Raw genomic sequence first — 22,008 nt, 5'->3', positions numbered from 1 at the left:
TTAAGCGTCCTCCTCGTTCATGATAGCTGGTACTTTGAATTGACCATCTTCTGTTTCTTTAGCATTTTTTAATGCTTGCTCTTGAGGAATGCCCTCGATTGCTTCATCTTCACGTAAGACATTTTGTAAATCTAAAACGTGATAGGTTGGTTCAATACCTTCAGTATTAGCTGTATCATTTTGTTTCGCAAAATCTAAAATACTTTCAAGTGTTTGAGCCATTTCTTCTGTTTCTTCTTCAGAAATTTGAAGTCTAGCTAAGTGTGCTATATGTTCAACTTCTTCACGTGTAACTTTAGTCATTAATTAAAAAGCCTCCTTATTACTCATTCATCATAAAATTGTATCAAATTTTCACTTAAAAATCTAAATATTTATTATTATAACAGTCAGTTAACCACCCTATTATACTAAATAAAGACAAAAATTTTTGCTTATACTACTGTCAATTTATAGTCCAGTCAAATTAATGTAACTCATTTAATATTTTTAAGTTAATTTAAATGTACAAATATAGTTAAAGTTAACTTTTTCCAATATATACAATATACGTATAAATATAGTTATTTTACTTTAATTATTGGTAAGCGATTACTAAACTGTTATAACAATATTTTTATTTGAAAAATAAAAATAACACTTCTCTAATACATGCATTATATTGTATAATATTACATGTAACTTATTTATTTAATATCTTATTACTAAATGTTAAAAGGTAATGCTTTTGATTAAGTTAAATTTTTAGTGATAGATAGCTTAAAACAAAGGGGGTACTTCTAGATGTTTACTTTGGGAGCAAGTTTAAGCAGTAATGTGAACGCTAGTTGGCAAACATATATCATGATTGCTGTTTATTTTATTATTTTACTTATTATCGGGTACTACGGTTATAAACAAGCAACTGGTAACTTAAGTGAGTACATGTTAGGTGGTAGAAGTATCGGACCATACATTACTGCCCTATCTGCGGGAGCGTCAGATATGAGTGGTTGGATGATAATGGGATTGCCCGGCTCAGTCTATAGTACTGGCTTATCGGCAATATGGATTACTATTGGGTTAACGCTTGGCGCTTATTTAAATTATTTAATTGTTGCACCGAGGCTAAGAGTTTATACAGAACTTGCCGGTGATGCGATTACCCTACCTGACTTTTTTAAAAATAGATTAAATGATAAACAGTCTATTATTAAAATTGTTTCTGGTTTAATCATTGTAGTATTCTTCACTTTATATACACACTCTGGTTTTGTGTCAGGTGGCAAACTATTTGAAAGTGCATTTGGTCTAGATTACCACTTTGGACTTATTTTAGTAGCAGTTATTGTTATTTTATATACATTTTTTGGAGGCTATCTAGCTGTATCAATTACTGATTTCTTCCAAGGGGTAATTATGTTAATCGCCATGGTTATGGTACCTATCGTAGCCATGATGCAACTAAATGGATGGGATACTTTCTCTCGTGTAGCTGAAATGAAACCAACAAATTTAGATTTATTTAGAGGCACTACTTTCTTAGGTATGATTTCTCTCTTTGCCTGGGGTTTAGGCTATTTTGGTCAACCTCATATTATTGTAAGATTTATGTCAATTAAATCACACAAGATGTTACCTAAGGCACGTCGTATCGGCATAAGCTGGATGGCTGTTGGTCTTTTAGGAGCTGTTGGTGTTGGTTTAACAGGTATTGCCTTTATTGCTGATAATGACATTAAGATGAATGACCCTGAAACATTATTTATTATTATGAGTCAAATTCTGTTCCATCCACTTGTAGGTGGTTTCTTACTTGCAGCTATTTTAGCAGCTATTATGAGCACGATTTCTTCACAACTTCTTGTAACTTCAAGCTCATTAACCGAAGATTTCTATAAATTATTCCGTGGCGAAGAACACGCTAAAACACATCAAAAAGAGTTTGTATTAGTAGGTAGACTCTCAGTACTTGTCGTAGCTATCGTAACCATTGCTATTGCTTGGTCTCCTAATGATACTATTTTAAACTTAGTTGGTAACGCATGGGCTGGCTTTGGGGCCGCATTTAGTCCATTAGTATTATTCGCACTTTACTGGAAGAAGCTCACACGCGCTGGTGCCATTAGCGGTATGATTGCTGGAGCACTAGTCGTTATCGTATGGATTGCATGGGTTAAACCATTAGCAAGTATCAATGAAATCTTTGGCATGTATGAAATCATTCCAGGTTTCCTTGTAAGTGTAATTGTTACTTATGTTGTTAGCTTATTCACGCAACAACCTGGTGAGTTTGTTGAACGAGATTTAGCACAAGTAAAAGCTATTATTAAAGAGAAATAAGCAGAAAGAAATTTTTTATTTAAAACTAAAATCATATATAACTATCGTAGTATTGATAATTAAAGAGTTGTAGAGGTAATTCATTATCGAATCACCTCTACAACTCTTTTTTAAAATTTATATATCAGTCTTGTAATTATGACTAATTATTATAAATATGAACTTGTGGTTCTTTGTCGTCTTTTGTTTTACTGATTAAAGCACGTGATGTGTTACCATCTTTAATACGAATTTCATAACTGTCAATATCGTCAAAGTATTTCTCAGCTTGTTCTGTTACATACTGAGTAATACCGATTGTTTCAGCTTGACCATAATAATCAATTGGCAAGTCAATTGTCAGTTGTCTTGGTTTCTTATCTTCAAACTTAACCTTACCTACTGCTTGAGTAAAGTTAGTAAAGTAAGATTGTAGATTATTATTAAATTGCTTGAAATTATTATTTAAAGTTTCGTTGTACTTCTCTGCAGTTTCTGACGGTAATAATGCTGATACTTCATTAATTTTATTCCATTTATTAATTTTAGTTTGATCTTCATCTACCGTAGTATTTGCTATAAATTCACCTGGTGTAATTGAATTTTGATCAGATTGTTTATAAATCGCAAAGTGGATAGGTATATCTTTCAAATCATCATTTGCTCTTAAGCGGGTAAGGATTTCAGACGCCATAGCTTTACCTTGTTTTTCAATTTCATCATCATCAAGCTTTCTACTATATGTTTCGCCGTCTTTTTCTTTTTGATAATAATAAACACTATTCATAGCTAAGCCGATGGTCATACCTTTAATATTAGACCCTTTAGTATCACTGTTATCGTAAAAATCTTGTTCTAAAATATTAGACAAATAAGCGGGAGACTCATCTGCTATCTTTTCAGGGTCATCCTCTCCATTATGTGAAGGATTTAAACCTAAATTTTCACTAGCTTTTTTAGATTTTTTCTCACTATCGCTCATTTTATCGATTTCTTTTTTAGAGTATTTAGGGTTTAAGTAGTTATTAAGTGTATCTTTATCTAAATATTGTCCATCTTGATAAAGGAAATCATCGGTAGGAAAAACATCCTTACTCAAATTTAATAGACCACTCTCAAAATCATCCCCGTTATAGCTATTGGCCATATTATCTTGTAATACCCCTCTAGCTTTACTTTCTTTAAACGGTAAAATTGTACGATAATTATCTCCTTGCACTTTCTTATCTGTTGCAATTGTCTTTACATTGTTTGAATTTGAGCTCGTATCTTCTTGTTTGTTAACCGATTGATCATTTTTATTATTACCGTTGCCACATGCCGCTAACAGCACAAGCGACATAATTACCAATAGTAGTGTCCGCTTCATTGCCGTTCTCCTCTAATTTGATATTTCATCTTTCTTAGTTATAAACTGTTCTTCTGTCCAAACTTCAGTACCAAACTTTTCAGCTTTAGTTAGTTTCGAACCTGCGTCTTCACCTGCAATAACAAGGTCCGTGCTTTTGGTTACACTGCTTGTTACTTTAGCGCCTTGCATTTCTAACCAAGCCGAAGCTTCTTTTCGAGTCATTTGTTGTAACTTTCCTGTTAGGACTATTGTTTTATCTTGAAAATCAGGATGCCCTTCTATTTCACTTGTTTTAACACCATTATATACCATATTAACGTTTTTATTTTTCAATTTTTCAATTAAAGCTTGTATATCTTCATTTTCCAAATAAGTGACTACAGATTGTGCAAGTTTATCTCCTATATCATGAATACTTACTAATTCATCTTCAGTAACTTCAAGTAAGCGATCCATAGTTTCATATTTCTCAGCGAGAACTTGGCTTGCTTTAACACCTAAATGGCGAATGCCTAAACCAAATAATAAGTGTTCTAATGAATTTGCTTTAGAGGCTTGAATTGCAGTGAGTAAATTCTCAACCTTTTTAGCACCCATACGTTCTAACGGTAATAAATCATCTTCTGTTAAATAGAAAATATCTGCTACATCTTTAATCACATGATTATGATACAGTTGTTGAATGATTTTAGTGCCTAAGCCATCAATATTCATTGCCTGACGTGATACAAAGTGGATCAGACCTTCTACAAGTTGTGCCTGACATTTAGGGTTGATACAACGTAGAGCTACTTCACCTTCAATACGTACAAGTTCGTGACCACAACTTGGGCAATGGGTTGGCATATGATACGGTTGAGCATCGTCTGGGCGTCGTTCAATCACACTTCTAACCACTTCTGGAATAATATCCCCAGCCTTTTTAACAACTACACTATCTCCGATTCTAATATCACGTTCTCTGATTAAATCTTCATTATGTAAGGAAGCTCTAGAGACTGTAGTTCCTGCAACACGCACTGGTTCGAGAATAGCTGTAGGTGTAACGACGCCTGTACGCCCTATACTCAATTCGATGTCTTGTAAAGTGGTCACCACTTCTTCAGCTGGGAATTTGTAGGCGATGGCCCATCTTGGCGATTTCTGAGTATAACCAATTTCATCTTGTTGGTCCAAATCATTAACTTTTATTACAATGCCATCAATATCATATGGAAGTTGTTCGCGTTGTGCCGTCCACTTTTCAATATAATTTAAAACACCTTCAATATCTTGAACACGTTCACGTTCTTGATTCGTTTTAAATCCTAGACGATCTAACTCATCCAAAGCGCCACTTTGAGTAGTAGCATCGAAATCAGTAAAATCATTTACACTATATAGAAAGACACTTAACTTACGTTTGGCTGCTAATTTAGGATCTAATTGTCTTAAAGAACCGGCAGCAGCATTACGCGGATTAGCAAATGGTTGTTCTTCATTTTTTTCTTTTTCTTCGTTTAAAGCCATAAATGAACTACGTGGCATATAGGCTTCGCCACGCACTTCAAAGTTTAATGGTTCTTTAATTTTTAAAGGAATCGCATGAATGGTACGCAAGTTTTCAGTTATGTCTTCACCAGTCGTTCCGTTTCCACGTGTCAATCCTTGTACGAAACGGCCATCCACATACTTAAGAGACACGGCTAACCCGTCAATTTTTAACTCACACATGTATTCCACATTATCTGTATGGTCGTGTATACGTTCATCGAACCGACGTAGTTCAGCTTCGTTAAAAGCATTACCCAAACTTAGCATTGGGGTATCATGATCGACCTTTTCAAATGAGGATTGCGCTTCTCCACCAACACGCACTGTAGGTGAATCATTGGTTTTATATTCTGGATGTGCCTCTTCAATATCAATTAATTCACGCAATAATTTATCATATTCACTATCTGGTACAGAAGGATTATCTTGCACATAATATTCATAACTATATTGATTTAATAAATTATGCAACTCATTCACTCGGTTTTGGATGTTCTCCATTAATTAATCCTCCTTTTTACTAATAGGGGCAAATTGAGCTAATAAACGTTTAGGTCCTTCAGATTTAAAAATAATATCTAATTCTACAGAACCGTTTTTCTCGTTCACATTACTTACCATACCCTCTCCCCAAGATTTATGCGTCACTTTGTCTCCTACTTTCCAGTCTGAAGCTGAAACTTGTTTCTTAGATGACGTAGTACGCTTGCTGAAACCACGCTTCGGTTGTGATGAGGACTTAGGTGTGATCGTTTGTCGTTGTTGTTTTGCAGGCACTTCTAATAAATCTTCAGGAATTTCTCGTAAGAATCGTGAAGGCATATTCGATTGTGAACGTCCGTATAACATTCGTGACGTTGCGTGCGTAATGTACAAGACTTCTTCGGCACGTGTGATTGCTACATAGCAAATACGACGTTCTTCTTCCATTTCATGTTCGTCGTCACTTTTAATTGCGCGGATATGAGGAAATAAAGATTCTTCCATACCCATTAAGAAGACAATTGGGAACTCTAAACCTTTAGCTGAGTGCATAGTCATTAAAGTAACGCCACTCTCGATATTAGCTTCATCGATATCAGCCACTAATGATAAATCTGTTAAAAAGTTAATTAATGACTGTTCTTCTAGAGGCGTATTTTCTTCGTAGTCTTTAGGTACTGACATGAACTCATCGATGTTCTCTAAACGACTTCTTGATTCAATTGTTTGTTCACGTTCAAGCATGTCACGGTAGCCTGATTTTTCAAGAATTTCAGTCACAATTTCACTTATTTCTAAAAATTCTTGTTCTTTAATTAAGTTTTGAATTAACTCGTAGAATTGAATACACTCTTGTGTCACCTTTTTAGAAAGTCCGATAAAATCTACTTCACCCAATGCATCAAACATACTTATATTATTCTCAACGGCGTATCTTTGAATCTTCTCAACTGATGAAGGGCCAATACCACGTTTAGGCACATTTATAATACGTTGCAAACTTATATCATCATTACTATTAGCCACAATTCGAAGATAACTTAGTAAGTCTTTAATCTCTTTACGGTCATAGAATTTTTGTCCCCCAACCATCGTGTAAGGAATATTTGATTTCATAAATGTTTCCTCTAACACACGTGATTGCGCATTGGTTCTATAGAGAATCGCCATGTCTTTATAATCTTTTCCAATTTTTCGATGCTTCATAATTTCACGCACGACGTATTCAGCTTCGTCACGTTCAGTCATCGCTTCATAGTATTTTATCTTATCGCCACCCGTATTAGCTGTCCATAAGCCTTTAGGTTTACGTTCCGAATTATTTTTAATCACTTCGTTAGCAGCCGTTAAAATGGTTTTAGTCGAACGATAATTTTGTTCTAGGAAAATGGTTTTCGCATTAGGGTAGTCCGCTTCAAAAGATAAAATATTTTGAATGTCAGCGCCTCTCCAGCCATAGATAGATTGGTCTGAATCACCAACAACACAAAGATTTTTAAACTTGCTAGCGAGAAGTTTGACGAGTGTATATTGAGCCTTGTTGGTATCTTGATATTCATCTACATGAATATATTGGAATTTATTTTGATAATATTCTAACGTATCTGGAACACGTTCAAATAATCTAATTGTTTTCATAATTAAGTCATCAAAATCTAACGCTTGGTTACGTGACAATTGACGTTGATAACCACTATATACCGTAGCCACCATTTGTGAATGGAAATCATTAGCTTCATTTATCGCATCTTCAGGTGTCTTCAATTCATTTTTTAGATTACTGATTGCGCCGATAAACATACGTGGTTCAAAGCGTTTGCTATCGATGTTTTCATTTTTTAATACGTCTTTTATCACAGATTTTTGATCGGTTGGATCAATAATTGTAAAGTTACGTTCAATTCCAATGCGATCTGCATCTCGTCTTAAGATACGCACACACATAGAGTGGAAAGTTGACATCCATATGACTTGGGCTTCTTCGCCCACTAATTGTTCAACACGCTCTTTCATTTCTTTAGCTGCTTTATTAGTAAAGGTAATTGCTAAAATATTATAAGGAGAGACATCTTTTTCATCTAATAAATAGGCGATTCGATGCGTTAATACTCTCGTCTTACCTGAACCAGCACCAGCCATTATAAGTAGTGGTCCTTCTGTAGTTCTTACCGCTTCACTTTGCTCTTTATTCATATTACTGACTAATGAATTCATTTATTAGACTCCTTTTTAATTTTTACTGTTTTAAGGGCTTTCTTAATGTCTGAATATATAATATTTCCTACGATAATGGTATCGGCGAATTGCTTCATTTCTTGTGCATGTTCTAGAGAACTTATGCCGCCCCCATATATTAACTGTGTATTGGTTAGCATTTGAGATACTGCTTTCACCATCTCAACGTCTCCATAAGTCCCACTATACTCAATGTACATCATAGGTAGTTTGTACATTTCATTCACCATTTGTGCATAAGCTTCCACATCTTCAATATCTAGGTTTGTATCAGCTTGCGTCAATTGTGCAACTTTACTATCTGGGTTAAGCACTAAGTAACCTTCCAATACGACTTCTTCAAAATTAACCATGTGTCCAAATTGTTTTAACGCTTTATGTAACATACCATTGTGATAAGTTGTATCTTTACTATTTAGTACCGTTGGAACAAAGTAAAAATCAAACCCAGGCATAACAGTATCTAAATTTGAAATTTCAAGAACGAGTGGTAACGGATATCTTCTCACTCTACTCATTAAATGAATGACATTATCCTCGGTTACGTTATCTGTTCCGCCAATCATTATTGCATCTGTATTTGACATGCATAATGCGTCTAAATCTTCGTCACTTATCTCTTTAGCCGGATCAAGTTTAAACACATGTTGCCATTCCTTAATGTCGTACATATATCCATAACTCCTTTTTTTAACATACACTAAATTATAGCATTTTTAATCTTTGAGTTCTAAACAGATTAGACTATTTTAACATCGAAAATTTACAACTTATAGCCGTTAAATCGATTTGTATTTCTACCTACTTAGCTTTAGAAAGACTCTATTTAAATCATTTATAAAAGAAAGAAACTCGAAGACCATTTCCTAATTGGAAATCATCTCCGAGTTATGAGTACGATATTTATAACTAAACTATTAAAACTTATTCTTTCGTCTCAATATTTAATCGATCTAGGATTATTGTATAAGCATCATTACCCCATTGTAATGAACGTTTCACTCTAGAAATAGTCGCTGTTGATGCACCCGATTCTTTTTCAATCGTTGCATAAGTAAAACCTTGTTTAATCATTTTAGCAACTTGAAGTCTTTGAGATAATGATTGTATTTCATTTACAGTGCATAAATCATCAAAAAATTGATAGCACTCTTCTCTATTTTCAAGTGTTAGAATCGCATCAAATAATTCATCTAATGCTTGTCCTCGTAGTTTTTCGATTTGCATCTCAAACAACCCCTATATTCCAATTTCAATATAATCTCATTTTAACGCATTAAATAGTTAAAGTGTAATGATTTCATTGAAAAGAATAGTTACTTATTCTAAGCCGGCACGTTGGAAGATTGTATCCACTTGATTTAAATGATGTTCAGGGTTGAAACATTCATCTAATTCTTCTTTCGAAAGAACGTTAGTAATATCATTATCTTGTTCAATTAATGTACGGAATGGCGTTTTAGTTTCCCATGATTCCATAGCTTTAGGTTGTACTTTATCATATGCTTCTTCACGAACCATACCTTTATTAATTAAAGCCAATAATACACGTTGTGAGAAGATTAAACCAAATGTTTTATCAATATTATTTCTCATATTATCTTCATATACAGTTAAACGATCAACAATATTTGTAAAACGGTTTAATGCATAATCTAATGCAATAGTTACATCTGGTAACATAATACGTTCTGCTGATGAATGAGAAATATCACGTTCATGCCATAATGGTACATTTTCATATGCTGTTGTAATATAACCACGGATGACACGTGAAATACCAGTAATATTTTCAGAACCAATTGGATTACGTTTATGAGGCATAGCTGAAGAACCTTTTTGTCCTTTGGCAAAGGCTTCTTCTACTTCACGTGTTTCAGTTTTTTGTAAGTTACGAATTTCTACTGCAAATTTTTCTAATGAAGTAGCTACTAATGCTAGCGTCGCAATATAATATGCGTGACGATCACGTTGTAATGTTTGAGTAGATACTGGTGCAGCATCGATACCTAAATGTTTACAAACATAGCTTTCAATTTCTGGTGGAATATTCGCAAATGTTCCTACTGCGCCACTCATTTTACCTACTTCGATTTCTTCACGTACTTCTTTAAAACGTTTTAGATTACGTTTCATTTCCGTATACCATAGCGCCATCTTCACACCAAACGTTGTTGGTTCAGCATGTACACCATGAGTTCGTCCCATCATTAACGTATATTTATATTTTTTAGCTTTTTGTTCTAACACTTTAATAAAACGTTCGATATCTTTTTCAATAATTTCGTTCGCTTGTTTAATAACGTAACTTAATGCAGTATCGACTACATCCGTTGAAGTTAAACCATAATGCACCCATTTACGTTCTTCACCTAATGTTTCAGAAACTTGTCTAGTAAAGGCTACCACATCATGACGTGTTTCTTCCTCAATTTCTTTGGCACGTTCAACATTTACTCGCGCATTTTCTCTTATTTTTTTAACATCTTCTTTAGGAATATGACCTAATTCACTCCATGCTTCACATGCTAAAATTTCAACTTCTAACCATGCTTCATATCTATTTTGGTCTGTCCAAATATTAGACATTTCTTCTCTTGAATAACGTTCAATCATCTTTAAACTCCTATTCTATGTATTAAATTTGTGGCAAAAACTGTACATTAACCATAAAAACACAAAAATAGTTCGTGTCTAAGCTTTCTGTTTAAGTTTAACAGATTCTATATGAAAAGTATAAGCCTTTTTCTCGCATTTCTAGTATAAATGATTCTTATAAGAAAAACACTAATATCTTAATTTGTCGTAAATGCAACAATAAAAAGAAACCTAAGTGCGCGTAATACGAATAGATGATGATGTGTCGTTCAATCATCTTATCTATTAATTCTTCACTTAGATTTCTTTTAGGAAATGACGATGGAACAACCAAACATTTAAATTACATTTGATTGCTAACCCACATCCTATTCTATTTTTTTACCAACAAACTGAATGTCTTGGCGTAATACTTCAATATTTCCGTCTTTATCTTCAGTATACACTGGCTTTTCAATACGTTTGACAGGCATATAGCCCGCTTCACGCATGCGTGCTAAACACTCTGAGATGGTTTCATTATCATTTACTCTGAACTTCATCGTGTTCCACTACACTTTCTATTTCTTCTACTTCATATGCTTTAACTTTTCTAGTACGTACGCCTTTAGTCCAGAAACCACCGTGTATTGCTCTAGGCTCATACGCAATGATAAAAGCTTTTTCATCCAAAGTACGTACTGTATCCATTAATTTACGTTCAAATCGTCTAGGGGTTAAAATTTGCATTACCATTCGACTACCGTCTCTACCATGAGCCTCATAGTGCGTAACGCCGTACCCAAGATTTCTTAATTCATTTGGTAAATCTAATTCATACTCTGATGAAGTTACATTTACAACTGTATAACCTAATGCGAGTTTCTCTTCAATCTTCATTCCCACTATGATACCAATTGAGAAACCAAAGGCATAAGCGACGATATTTTGAATTTGATCAAGGCTACTCATAACTAATCCAAGACCAACGACATATATCAATACCTCAAGGAAACTCACTACTGCGGCCATATAGCGATAGCCTTTTAACGTTAAGATTGTACGTACCGTTAAAAATGTCACGTAAAAAACGTTAATAACGAATATCGCTGCTACCATTAACCATGGGTTTGCCGTTATCACTGACATGTTATTCCTCATTTCTTCCTTGTATTACTAAAATCGAGATAATTTTATCAGTGATATTTTATTTTGTCACTAGTAAATCATCATAAACTGTGTGTATTTAATTTCAATTTAAATTAGTAAATTATAATTTTTTTATTCATTCAACCTATTTTAATGCTTGCTTATAAAATATTTAATGGAACTTCTCATAAATTCGGCGAGTTAATTCTTTGGCCATGTATATCGTGTATATGCTAGTTCGCGTTTATGTGCATTACGAACATAGTGCTTTTCAATTGTTTCACGTGCGTCACTAGGAACTTCTTTACCTTCTAAATAATCATCAATATGTTCATAACTTACACCTAGTGCTTCTTCATCAGGTAATTGTGGCTTATCGTCTTCTAAATCAGCAGTTGGAACTTTTTCATATAAACGTTTAGATGCGTCTAAATACTTTAATAATTGTTTACCCTGTCTTTTATTTAATCCGAAAATTGGGGCGATGTCTGCTGCACCATCACCATATTTAGTATAAAAGCCAGTGATATTTTCTGCAGAATGGTCTGTTCCAATGACAATACCACTTCGATTAGAGGCAATAGAATATTGAACTTTCATACGTTCACGTGCTTTCTCATTACCACGTTGAAAATCAGTTAACTCAATGCCTGCTTCTTTTAAAGATTGTACACTTTGATCTACGGCAGGTTTAATATTTACGGTAATCGTTTCATCCGGATTGATAAATTTTAAAGCTTCTTCTACTTCATCCGCCTCCTTTTGTACACCATATGGGAGTTTTACAGCGATAAACTGACATTCACGACCTTCTTTACGTAATTCTTCAACCGCTAATTGTGCAAGTTTACCAGTAAGCGTTGAATCTTGCCCACCTGAAATACCTAATACAAGTGACTTAATAAAAGCGTGAGATTGAACATAACTTTTAATAAAATGAATGATTTCATGAATCTCTTGTTTACTATCAATATTCTTTTTAACTTTCATTTCTTTCATTACAATATCTTGTAACTTAGTCATTGTCTTCCTCCATTTCTTTTACATGTTCTGCCACTTCAAAGATGCGTTTATGTTTATTGTCCCAACAAGCTGTACTTAAATCAACTGGATATTCTTGTGGGTTTAAATAACGTTTATTTTCTTCCCATAATTTAGAGAGTGCTTCTTTTAAATAGTCTTGTGCTTCTTTTTCACTTGGTAAATCGTATACGAGTTGACCATTTTCAAAGATAGAGTGATGTAAGTCGATCGCTTCGAAGTGTTTAATGTACTTCATTTTATAGGTGTGGACTGGGTGGAACATTTTTAACGGTTGTTCATTGTTAGGATTTTCATGTTCTAACGTAATATAATCGCCTTCTGCTTTACCAGATTTCGAGTTAATAATTCTATATACTTTCTTTTTACCTGGTGTCGTTACCTTTTCAGCATTATTAGACAATTTAATTCGATCAACATATTGGCCATGTTCATCTTCTACTGCTACAAGTTTATAAACTGCACCTAGTGCTGGTTGATCAAAACCAGTAATTAATTTAGTACCTACACCCCATGAATCCACTTTAGCACCTTGTGATTTTAAACTCATAATTGTCTGTTCATCTAAATCGTTTGACGCAATGATTTTAGCGTCTGGGAAACCAGCTTCATCTAACATACGCCGTGCTTCTTTAGATAGATAGGCAATATCACCAGAGTCTAAACGGATACCTACAAAATTAATTTTATCGCCTAACTCTTTGGCAACCTTAATCGCTGTTGGTACACCAGATTTTAAAGTATGGAATGTGTCTACTAAAAATACACAATCTTTATGGCGTTCGGCGTATACTTTAAATGCTTTATATTCATCGCCATAAGTTTGTACTAATGCATGTGCATGCGTTCCTGAAACGGGTATACCAAACAACTTACCTGAACGTACGTTACTTGTTGAATCGAAACCACCGATGTAGGCTGCACGTGCGCCCCATAAAGCTGCGTCAAGTTCTTGAGCACGACGCGTACCAAATTCCATTAATATATCATTTGGCGCAACTTGACGGATTCTGCTAGCTTTAGTTGCGATAAGAATATGGAAGTTAACGATATTTAATAATACTGTTTCAATAAGTTGAGCTTGGATAAGAGGTGCTTCTACACGTAGTAGTGGTTCATTACCGAAACAAAGTTCCCCTTCTTGCATAGCTCGAATATTACCCGTAAATTTAAGGTTTTTTAAATAATCTAGAAAATCATTTTGATATCCTATCGATTGTAAATATTCAATATCAGAGTCGCTAAAATGGAAATTTTCAATAAATTGAATCACTCGTTTTAACCCATTAAATACAGCGTAACCACTTTCGAATGGCATACTTCTGAAATATAAGTCGAATACTGCATTCCGTTCATGAATGCCATCATTCCAGTAACTTTCGGCCATGTTAATTTGATATAAATCATTATGTAACATTAAACTGTCATCTTCGTAACGATACACCATTATCTCTCCTAACGGTCTTTTTCATTATTTTATCATAATTCGATAGAAGTGAGTATTCTCGGGGGTTTTACTCTTATTTTAAATATGAAATATTAGTTATCCGACAAATTCGTGACAAAAGAAGTATTTAAATGAGTTAATTAATTGTCTAGATTATAATATTGGATGAGGTGGTCATATGATATTAGAAGAAGCTAAGTCTTTTATACACACAATGTATACTGAATTAGAGTACTCAAAAGCTGATATGGAAACAAGAATTGCAATGATAGAAAAAGAAATTGCTTCAACAGGGACATATACACATACGTACGAAGAGTTAAGCTATGGCGCTAAACTTGCTTGGCGTAATTCTAATCGTTGTATAGGCCGATTGTTTTGGGAGTCGCTACATGTTGAAGACGCGAGAGATGTGAGTAATCACTCAGAGTTTATTACTGCAATCAATAAACATCTTGAAGAAGCGACAAATGGCGGGAAAATAAAACCATATATCACTATTTTCTCAGCTGAAAATGCGCCGAAAATTTATAATAATCAATTAATACGTTATGCAGGATATGAAGATAAAGGAGATCCATCTGAACGTGAAGTGACCCAACTAGCTGAACATTTAGGTTGGAAAGGTGAAGGTACAGATTTCGATGTCTTGCCTCTGATTTACCAATTGCCTAATGAAGAAATTAAGTTATATTCACTTCCTTCTGATTTAGTTAAAGAGGTTAACATCGAGCATAATCGTTTTCCAAAATTAAAAGATTTAAATTTAAAATGGTACGGTGTGCCTATTATTTCAAATATGGATTTAAACATCGGTGGTATTGTCTATCCAACTGCGCCATTTAATGGTTGGTATATGGTTACTGAAATAGCAGTGCGTAATTTTACTGATACGTATCGTTATAATTTATTAGAAACTATTGCGGATGCCTTTGATTTTGGTACACTTAAAAATAATTCATTTAATAAAGATCGAACATTAGTAGAATTGAGTTATGCTGTTTATCATTCTTTTAAAACACAAGGTGTATCAATCGTTGATCATTTAACTGCTTCAAAGCAGTTCCAACTATTTGAAGAGAAAGAACATCGACATGAGCGAGAAGTAACTGGTAAATGGTCATGGCTAGCGCCACCTCTTTCACCTACACTGACTGAGAATTATCACCATGGATATAAAAATAAGATTAAGAATCCTAATTTTCATCATAAAAAGAAATAAGCATTGAAGTGTCCATTCCATTAATGTTCAGCAGACACGGAGGTAATGTTTGTGATGAATTTATACTATTTAGGACCTAAAGGAACTTTCTCTTATCTTGCAGCAAAGCAATATTCTTTAGAAAGAGAGTTTGCATATAGTCATTGTCCACCACAAAACTTATATGATGTAGTTAAATCTGTCGCAGACAATGATGACGCAATAGGTATCGTGCCACTTGAAAATTCGATTGAAGGGACTATCAATATTGTTGCTGACTCATTAATTCAACAAGAGGTTTACGCACATGGTGAAATTCATATGAATATTGATTTTGGTTTATACGCAAATGAAGGAACTCAAATTGAAGATATTACAAAAGTATATTCAATTGCGCCAGCCATTAGTCAAACAATTCAATATATCCATCAACATCAATTTGAATATGATTATGTTGACAGTACCATTCAAGGATTAGAGAAAATCTCTTCTACTGAAGCGGCTATAGCGCCACTTGGAAGTGGAGAATTATATAGTTTCGCTCCTATCGATAGCCATATTCAAGATTATTCACTCAATGTCACTCGTTTTTTAGTTATTAAAAATCATGCTAACTTTGATAAAGATGGAAACAATACTATTTTATTGATATCACCTAAAGCTAATAAAGCCGGTTTATTAGCTAAAATACTAAATATATTTGCGTTATTTGATATCAATTTATCATGGATAGAATCCCGCCCAATGAAACAGAAGTTAGGTTTTTATCACTTTTTTGTCCAAACTACGACAGGTAAGACGAAAGAACTGGATAATGTGATATCAATTTTAAACAACTTGAATTTTAAAGTGAAAATTATTGGAGTTTTTAATGCATACTCCTAAAAAATAACTTCGAGAGTTAGGATAATGAAATCTGTGTCATCACACTAGACTTCTCCCCACTCTCGAAGTTTTTTATTTTACATTAATTTTTTTAACTTTGACATCATCGTGTTGATTAAATGTTAATTCTGAAATATCTTCTAGATGTATCATTTGAGAAGCGTCATCAAATGTATTGCCTGCAATAAATACTTGCTTATGCTTAGCATTATTATAACTTCTAATATGAATCGCATCTCGTGTCATTTTTCCTGAAAAATGGTTGCCAATCACACTTAAATTCTCTCCACCTTGTGACACTTGAACGTGGCCAGTCAATGGATCAGCCGCGTTCTTACCATCTTTAACACCCAAGAAACGAATACCGCCATTACAATTTCTAAATTCGTTTTGTGAAATAATCATATTTTTAGATTTTAATGGAGTGAGCGCATATTCATTGAGGCCGTCGAAAGTATTATTTCTGATAGACACATTGTCATAGAATTTATTGTGACGACTTGCATGTGAACCAATCGCTCTATTCCATGCTTTCATATCAGGGTGGTCAGCTGCTCCGAAGTAACAATTTTCAATCACGACATTTTTTGTTATCGTTCCATCCGTCGTGCCAAATTTTGGAAATGCGCCTGGTACTTGAATATCTAATTGAATTGCTTCTGAAAATGAGCGATCCCCATCTATATCTCTAAATCCTTTAAAAACACAATCTCTGATATATAGTCCATCAATACCACAAGCATCTAAGGCATGGCCTCCCACAACATTTAATACTGTCACACCAATCAATTGAATATCTTCAGCGTGACCAATCGACATTGCCGTATTATTGTAAGGATAGTCTACCCCATTCATATCAAATGTTCCGCCCTTTATATAAATGTGACTATTTCCTTGATAGCCATGATAAAAACCGAACTGTCTTCCATTCTTTAAAAGAGCATCCTTGCTACATCGTAAAAGTGTCGTATCTTCCTCTAATAATAATGTAGTTGAATCATAAATAATGAGCGCTTTACCAATATGATATGTGCCACTTGGTATATAAACAGTATGTTCACCATATTTCGCCTTATTAAGCGCTTTTTGAATAGCTTTCGTATCTTTGCGTTTGTTATAACCAGTTAATCCGTAGTCTTGTGCGTTAATTAACATTTTCTGTCCCCTGTTCAAGTTTCTATATATGTAAATATCTATTGTATATACCAATTTCACCATGTATTAGCTATACTATATATAGACATAATACGAACTATTTACATTATCTTATCCATATTATTATACAATTTGTAACTAACTTAAACATTTATATGAGAGGAATGTTGAACATGAGCAAAAAAGCATTAATTGTTGTCGATTATTCATACGATTTTATTGCCGATGATGGTCGCTTAACTTGTGGTAAACCTGGCCAAGATATTGAAGATTTTATTGTAAGTCGTTTAGAAAAATATCACTCAAATAATGAAGACATATTTTTTATGATGGATTTACATTATGAAAACGACCCATATCATCCAGAAACAAAACTTTTCCCACCTCATAATATAGAAGGCACTTCTGGGCGTGAATTATACGGGAAAGTGAAAACTTTTTTCGATGAGAATAAAACAAGTTCAACGATTCACTTTTTAGATAAACGCCGCTACGATTCTTTCTATGGCACACCTTTAGATAGTTTATTACGTGAAAGAGGTATCACTTCTCTCGAAATTGTTGGCGTATGTACTGATATCTGTGTCTTCCATACTGTTGTGTCAGCCTACAATTTAGGATATGACATGACAATACCTAAAGATGGTGTAGCTTCTTTCAATGAAAATGGTCACAACTACGCTTTAAGCCATTTTGTAAACTCATTAGGCGCAGAGGTAGAAGTGAGTAATTAAAACATGCTAAAATAAGATTAAAATTATATGATAAGGGTGGATAATAAACATGGCAAAAACTTACATTTTTGGACATCAAAATCCAGATACTGATGCAATTTCTTCAGCTATCATCATGGCTGACTTTGAACAATTAACTGGAAATTCAGACGCAACACCTTATCGCCTAGGCGATATCAATGCTGAAACTAAATATGCTTTAGACCATTTTGAAATTAAAGCACCTGAATTATTAACTGATAATTTAGACGGTCAAGAAGTTATCTTAGTAGACCACAACGAATTCCAACAAAGTGCTGAAACAATTGCTGATGCAGAAATCAAACACGTTGTTGATCATCATAGAATTGCTAACTTTGAAACTGCAGCACCTTTATGGTATCGTGCAGAACCTGTTGGTTGTACTGCTACAATCTTATACAAAATGTATAAAGAACGTGGTTTCGAAATTAAACCTGAAATTGCTGGTCTAATGATTTCTGCAATTATTTCAGATAGCTTATTATTTAAATCACCAACATGCACTGAAGAAGATGTTAACGCTGCTAAAGCGCTTAAAGATACAGCTAATGTTGATTTAGAAGAATATGGTTTAGCTATGTTAAAAGCTGGCGCTTCTACTGTAGATAAAACAGCTGAAGAGTTATTAGATATGGACGCTAAATCATTCAACATGGGCGACTACATTACTCGTATTGCACAAGTCAATACAGTAGATATCGATGAAGTTTTAAATCGTAAAGACGAATTAGAAAAAGCTATGTTAGAAACAAGTACAAATCAAAAATATGATTTATTCGTACTAGTTGTTACTGATATCATTAATAGTGATTCTAAAATCTTAGTTGTAGGTGCTGAAAAAGATAAAGTTGGAGAAGCATTTAAAGTCCAATTAGATGATGGTATGGCCTTCTTATCAGGCGTAGTATCTCGTAAAAAACAAGTAGTACCTCAAATTACTGAAGCATTAACTAAATAATTTGATATACAATTCAATTTAACAAACAGTCTAAAACAATGTGTTTTAGGCTGTTTTTATATAAGCAAGCATAATACAGAAATTACGGTGCCCCCACCTTTCATTTATAATTAACATAGTGAACTATTAAGACACAATCTTAGAATAATCGTGTGTTTTATCCCCACTTCTCATTAATAAAGTAATAATTCGGGTATAAGTATAATAAATTAAATGATTAATTTTTATTCAAATTATCTATAAACGATATTAGTTTAATATATTTAGGAGGTAGATCAATTGTCATCAATAGCACAACAATTTGAAGAAAGTAAGAACTTTTTCAAAACACATAAAACTAAAGACATTAAATTTAGAAAGCAACAATTAAAGTTATTAAGTAAAAGTATTAAAAGTCATGAAAATGAATTACTCGAAGCGTTAAAGCATGATTTAGGAAAAAGCGCTGTGGAAGCCTATGCGACTGAAATAGGTATTACGCTTAAAAGTATCAAGATGGCGCGTAAAGAACTTAAAAATTGGTCAAAAACTAAGCAGGTAGATACGCCTATATTTATGTTCCCTTCTAAAAGCTATATTAAGCCTGAACCATATGGTACTGTCTTAATTATTGGACCATTTAATTACCCAGTACAACTATTATTCGAACCATTAATTGGTGCAATCGCCGCAGGAAATACTGCTATCATTAAACCTTCTGAGCTAACTCCTAATGTAGCAAATGTGATTCGCCAAATCATTGAAGATGTTTTCTCTGCAGATTTCGTTGCCGTCGTCGAAGGTGGTATTGAAGAAACACAAACATTAATCCATCTTCCATTTGATTATATGTTCTTTACTGGCAGTGAAAAAGTAGGTCAAATTGTTTACGAAGCAGCAAGTAAAAACTTAGTTCCAGTGACACTTGAATTAGGTGGTAAATCACCTGTAATTGTTGACGATACTGCTAACATTAAAGTTTCAAGCGACCGCATAAGTTTCGGTAAGTTTACGAATGCAGGACAAACTTGTGTGGCACCTGATTACATTTTAGTTAATAAGAAAGTTAAAAATGAGCTTATTGAAGCCCTTAAACAAAGTATCCAAGAATTTTACGGTGCTAATGTTGAAAAGAGTCCTGATTTTGGTCGTATAGTTAATGATAAACATTTTAATAGACTGAATGATTTATTAAAGGTGCATGAAAATAATATTGTTTCTGGTGGGCACACTAATGCTGGGGAACGTTATATTGAGCCAACTATATTGGATGGTATTACCCCTGCTTCAAAAATTATGCAAGAAGAAATCTTTGGTCCATTATTACCTATCATTACTTATGATGATTTAAATGAAGCATTTGATATTGTTCAAAGTAAAGCGAAACCACTTAGTCTTTATCTATTTAGCGAAGATGAAAATACAACGCACCGTGTGCTTAATGAACTGTCATTCGGCGGTGGCGCAATAAATGACACCCTTATGCATCTTGCTAATCCTAATTTACCGTTTGGCGGTGTAGGGGCATCAGGTATTGGACAATACCATGGTAAATATACATTTGAGACATTTAGTCATAAAAAATCTTATATTTTCAAATCTACACGTTTAGATTCAAGTATTATCTATCCACCCTATAAAGGGAAATTGAAATATATTAGAACCTTCTTTAAAAATTTATAAATGCTAAGATTAAGAAACGCGAAGAGGTTGGGAAACCGATAAACGGTGTTCCAACCTCTTCGCGGTTATATTTTATTGAAGTTTTTATTTATCTAAGAAGCCGACGAATACGCCTTCAGGGGCTATGTGTTTATTATCTTTTGCCGTTAATTTACCGCTATTAGTATCACGGCTAAATACAGTTACTTTATAATCTCCTTCTTGGTGCGCACACACTAAGTATTCATCAGATTCAGTAATATTGAAATCTCTTGGGAACTCTCCACCACTTTTAACAATTTCAACTGGGTTAAGCGCAGCGCCATCTTCAGCTACAGTAAATACTGCAATACTATCATGGCCACGGTTACTTACATACAAGCTTTGTTGGTCATGTGATAAGCGTACGGCAGCTAATTTAGTATCGCCCTCAAAGTCTTCAGGAATAGTTAAATGACGCTCAAGTTCTTCAAATTGACCATCGTTATATTGCATGACACTCACATAATTAGATAATTCATGCACTACGTAGGCATATTTTCCATTTCTATGAAAAGCAATATGTCGTGGGCCATCTTGATCTTTGAATTTTGTAATTTCATGCTCTTTGAAACCTTCATCACCAAATGTATAAGCGACTACTCTATCAGTTCCTAAGTCTGTAGCTACTACATATTTTCCATCAGGTGTTTCATTAATATAATGTACATGAGCATTGTCTTGTCGTTCATGACTACCAGTAGTATAGTCATGTGCTAGTTCTTCAATTAATTTAACTACTTCACCTGTTTCTTTATTTAATTGATAAATACGTGCAAGTCCTGCTCCGTATACCGCTTCAAATAAGAATTTACGATTTCTTGATACAGAAATATAACATCCTGTGCCTTGAGTTGACTCTAAACATTTATTAATTAAAGTTAACTGTCCTTCATCATCTTTTTTAAAAGCGGCTACACCGCAGTCATCGCCTTCTTTAGTAATCGCATATAAGAAATCTTCTGTTTGAGCCAAATATGTTGAAGCTTGAATGTCATAACCTGTTTCAACTGTTTCAATTTGTCCTGAATCTTCATTTAATTCAAAACGATAAATGCCCTTGCCTTCTTTTTTCGTATATGAACCAATATATCCTCTCGTTGACATATAAATACCTCCATTAAGTTAATATCTTCATTTTATAAAACGACAGACACTTATGCCAATGATTCTTACTTTATACGTATTGTTATGTTAAATATGTTGATAAAATAAAAAACCAATAACCTCAATGAATGAAGTTACTGGCTTTTATCA

The 22,008-nt window shown here is 33.8% G+C and carries 19 protein-coding genes; 6 read left to right on the top strand and 13 right to left on the bottom strand.

Annotated elements, in window-relative coordinates; translation table 11 throughout:
* Positions 1-303: an Asp-tRNA(Asn)/Glu-tRNA(Gln) amidotransferase subunit GatC gene (gatC, locus tag HS848_RS11230; protein ID WP_107507723.1), complete on the bottom strand. Its 303-nt coding sequence runs from the start codon at positions 301-303 to the stop codon at positions 1-3.
* Between the two features lie 480 nt (positions 304-783).
* Between gatC and putP the strand changes: the two genes are divergently transcribed.
* Entirely contained in the window at positions 784-2,322 is a 1,539-nt protein-coding gene (putP, locus tag HS848_RS11225; protein WP_198612391.1) for a sodium/proline symporter PutP, read from the top strand.
* 142 nt (positions 2,323-2,464) lie between these two features.
* Here putP and HS848_RS11220 read toward each other — a convergent pair whose 3' ends face one another.
* The 10 genes from HS848_RS11220 to HS848_RS11175 all read right to left on the bottom strand — a co-directional run bounded on the left by HS848_RS11220 (position 2,465) and on the right by HS848_RS11175 (position 14,114).
* Positions 2,465-3,670 carry a CamS family sex pheromone protein gene (locus HS848_RS11220; protein WP_198612390.1) on the bottom strand — a complete coding sequence of 402 codons (1,206 nt, stop codon included), beginning with the start codon at positions 3,668-3,670 and terminating at the stop codon, positions 2,465-2,467.
* Between the two features lie 12 nt (positions 3,671-3,682).
* Positions 3,683-5,686 carry an NAD-dependent DNA ligase LigA gene (gene ligA, locus HS848_RS11215; RefSeq protein WP_198612389.1) on the bottom strand — a complete coding sequence of 668 codons (2,004 nt, stop codon included), beginning with the start codon at positions 5,684-5,686 and terminating at the stop codon, positions 3,683-3,685.
* A 3-nt stretch (positions 5,687-5,689) separates the two neighbouring features.
* Positions 5,690-7,882, bottom strand: a complete 2,193-nt coding sequence (pcrA, locus tag HS848_RS11210; RefSeq protein ID WP_107507719.1) for a DNA helicase PcrA — start codon at positions 7,880-7,882, stop codon at positions 5,690-5,692.
* Complete coding sequence (gene pcrB, locus HS848_RS11205; protein WP_198612388.1) at positions 7,879-8,574, bottom strand: heptaprenylglyceryl phosphate synthase; 696 nt, start codon at positions 8,572-8,574, stop codon at positions 7,879-7,881. Before pcrB ends, pcrA begins: the two co-directional genes overlap by 4 nt.
* 253 nt (positions 8,575-8,827) lie before the next feature.
* Positions 8,828-9,130 (bottom strand): YerC/YecD family TrpR-related protein, encoded by a 303-nt coding sequence (locus HS848_RS11200; RefSeq protein WP_107507717.1) that lies wholly within the window; start codon positions 9,128-9,130, stop codon positions 8,828-8,830.
* Between the two features lie 93 nt (positions 9,131-9,223).
* Positions 9,224-10,519: an adenylosuccinate lyase gene (gene purB / locus HS848_RS11195; protein WP_107507716.1), complete on the bottom strand. Its 1,296-nt coding sequence runs from the start codon at positions 10,517-10,519 to the stop codon at positions 9,224-9,226.
* Positions 10,520-10,869: 350 nt separating this feature from the next.
* Entirely contained in the window at positions 10,870-11,043 is a 174-nt protein-coding gene (locus tag HS848_RS11190; protein ID WP_107507715.1) for an NETI motif-containing protein, read from the bottom strand.
* Positions 11,024-11,629 (bottom strand): DUF2179 domain-containing protein, encoded by a 606-nt coding sequence (locus HS848_RS11185; RefSeq protein ID WP_107507714.1) that lies wholly within the window; start codon positions 11,627-11,629, stop codon positions 11,024-11,026. Before HS848_RS11185 ends, HS848_RS11190 begins: the two co-directional genes overlap by 20 nt.
* 201 nt (positions 11,630-11,830) lie before the next feature.
* On the bottom strand, positions 11,831-12,652 hold the full coding sequence (gene nadE, locus HS848_RS11180; protein ID WP_198612387.1) for an ammonia-dependent NAD(+) synthetase: 822 nt from the start codon (positions 12,650-12,652) through the stop codon (positions 11,831-11,833).
* The gene (locus tag HS848_RS11175) at positions 12,645-14,114 is read right to left on the bottom strand and encodes a nicotinate phosphoribosyltransferase (protein WP_198612386.1); all 1,470 of its coding nucleotides are present in this window, start codon (positions 14,112-14,114) and stop codon (positions 12,645-12,647) included. The genes nadE and HS848_RS11175 overlap by 8 nt, the downstream gene beginning before the upstream one ends.
* Positions 14,115-14,295: 181 nt before the next feature.
* Between HS848_RS11175 and HS848_RS11170 the strand changes: the two genes are divergently transcribed.
* Positions 14,296-15,339, top strand: a complete 1,044-nt coding sequence (locus HS848_RS11170; protein WP_198612385.1) for a nitric oxide synthase oxygenase — start codon at positions 14,296-14,298, stop codon at positions 15,337-15,339.
* A gap of 54 nt (positions 15,340-15,393) precedes the next feature.
* The gene (locus tag HS848_RS11165) at positions 15,394-16,203 is read left to right on the top strand and encodes a prephenate dehydratase (protein WP_198612417.1); all 810 of its coding nucleotides are present in this window, start codon (positions 15,394-15,396) and stop codon (positions 16,201-16,203) included.
* A 72-nt stretch (positions 16,204-16,275) separates the two neighbouring features.
* Here HS848_RS11165 and HS848_RS11160 read toward each other — a convergent pair whose 3' ends face one another.
* Positions 16,276-17,358: a glycosyl hydrolase family 28-related protein gene (locus HS848_RS11160; RefSeq protein WP_198612384.1), complete on the bottom strand. Its 1,083-nt coding sequence runs from the start codon at positions 17,356-17,358 to the stop codon at positions 16,276-16,278.
* A 173-nt stretch (positions 17,359-17,531) separates the two neighbouring features.
* Between HS848_RS11160 and HS848_RS11155 the strand changes: the two genes are divergently transcribed.
* From HS848_RS11155 to HS848_RS11145, 3 genes are all read left to right on the top strand, one after another.
* The gene (locus HS848_RS11155) at positions 17,532-18,092 is read left to right on the top strand and encodes a cysteine hydrolase family protein (RefSeq protein WP_198612383.1); all 561 of its coding nucleotides are present in this window, start codon (positions 17,532-17,534) and stop codon (positions 18,090-18,092) included.
* A 49-nt stretch (positions 18,093-18,141) separates the two neighbouring features.
* Complete coding sequence (locus HS848_RS11150) at positions 18,142-19,071, top strand: manganese-dependent inorganic pyrophosphatase (RefSeq protein WP_107507709.1); 930 nt, start codon at positions 18,142-18,144, stop codon at positions 19,069-19,071.
* A gap of 279 nt (positions 19,072-19,350) precedes the next feature.
* Positions 19,351-20,733 (top strand): aldehyde dehydrogenase, encoded by a 1,383-nt coding sequence (locus HS848_RS11145; RefSeq protein ID WP_198612382.1) that lies wholly within the window; start codon positions 19,351-19,353, stop codon positions 20,731-20,733.
* An 84-nt stretch (positions 20,734-20,817) separates the two neighbouring features.
* Here the strand turns inward: HS848_RS11145 and pglS are convergent, their stop codons facing one another.
* Complete coding sequence (gene pglS / locus HS848_RS11140; protein ID WP_198612381.1) at positions 20,818-21,858, bottom strand: 6-phosphogluconolactonase; 1,041 nt, start codon at positions 21,856-21,858, stop codon at positions 20,818-20,820.
* Between the last annotated feature and the right edge of the window lie 150 nt (positions 21,859-22,008).

Source organism: Staphylococcus caledonicus (assembly GCF_016238465.1).
Lineage (GTDB): Bacteria > Bacillota > Bacilli > Staphylococcales > Staphylococcaceae > Staphylococcus > Staphylococcus caledonicus.
Note: the sequence above shows the minus strand (reverse complement) of the source record. Positions and strands in the feature narration are given on the sequence as shown.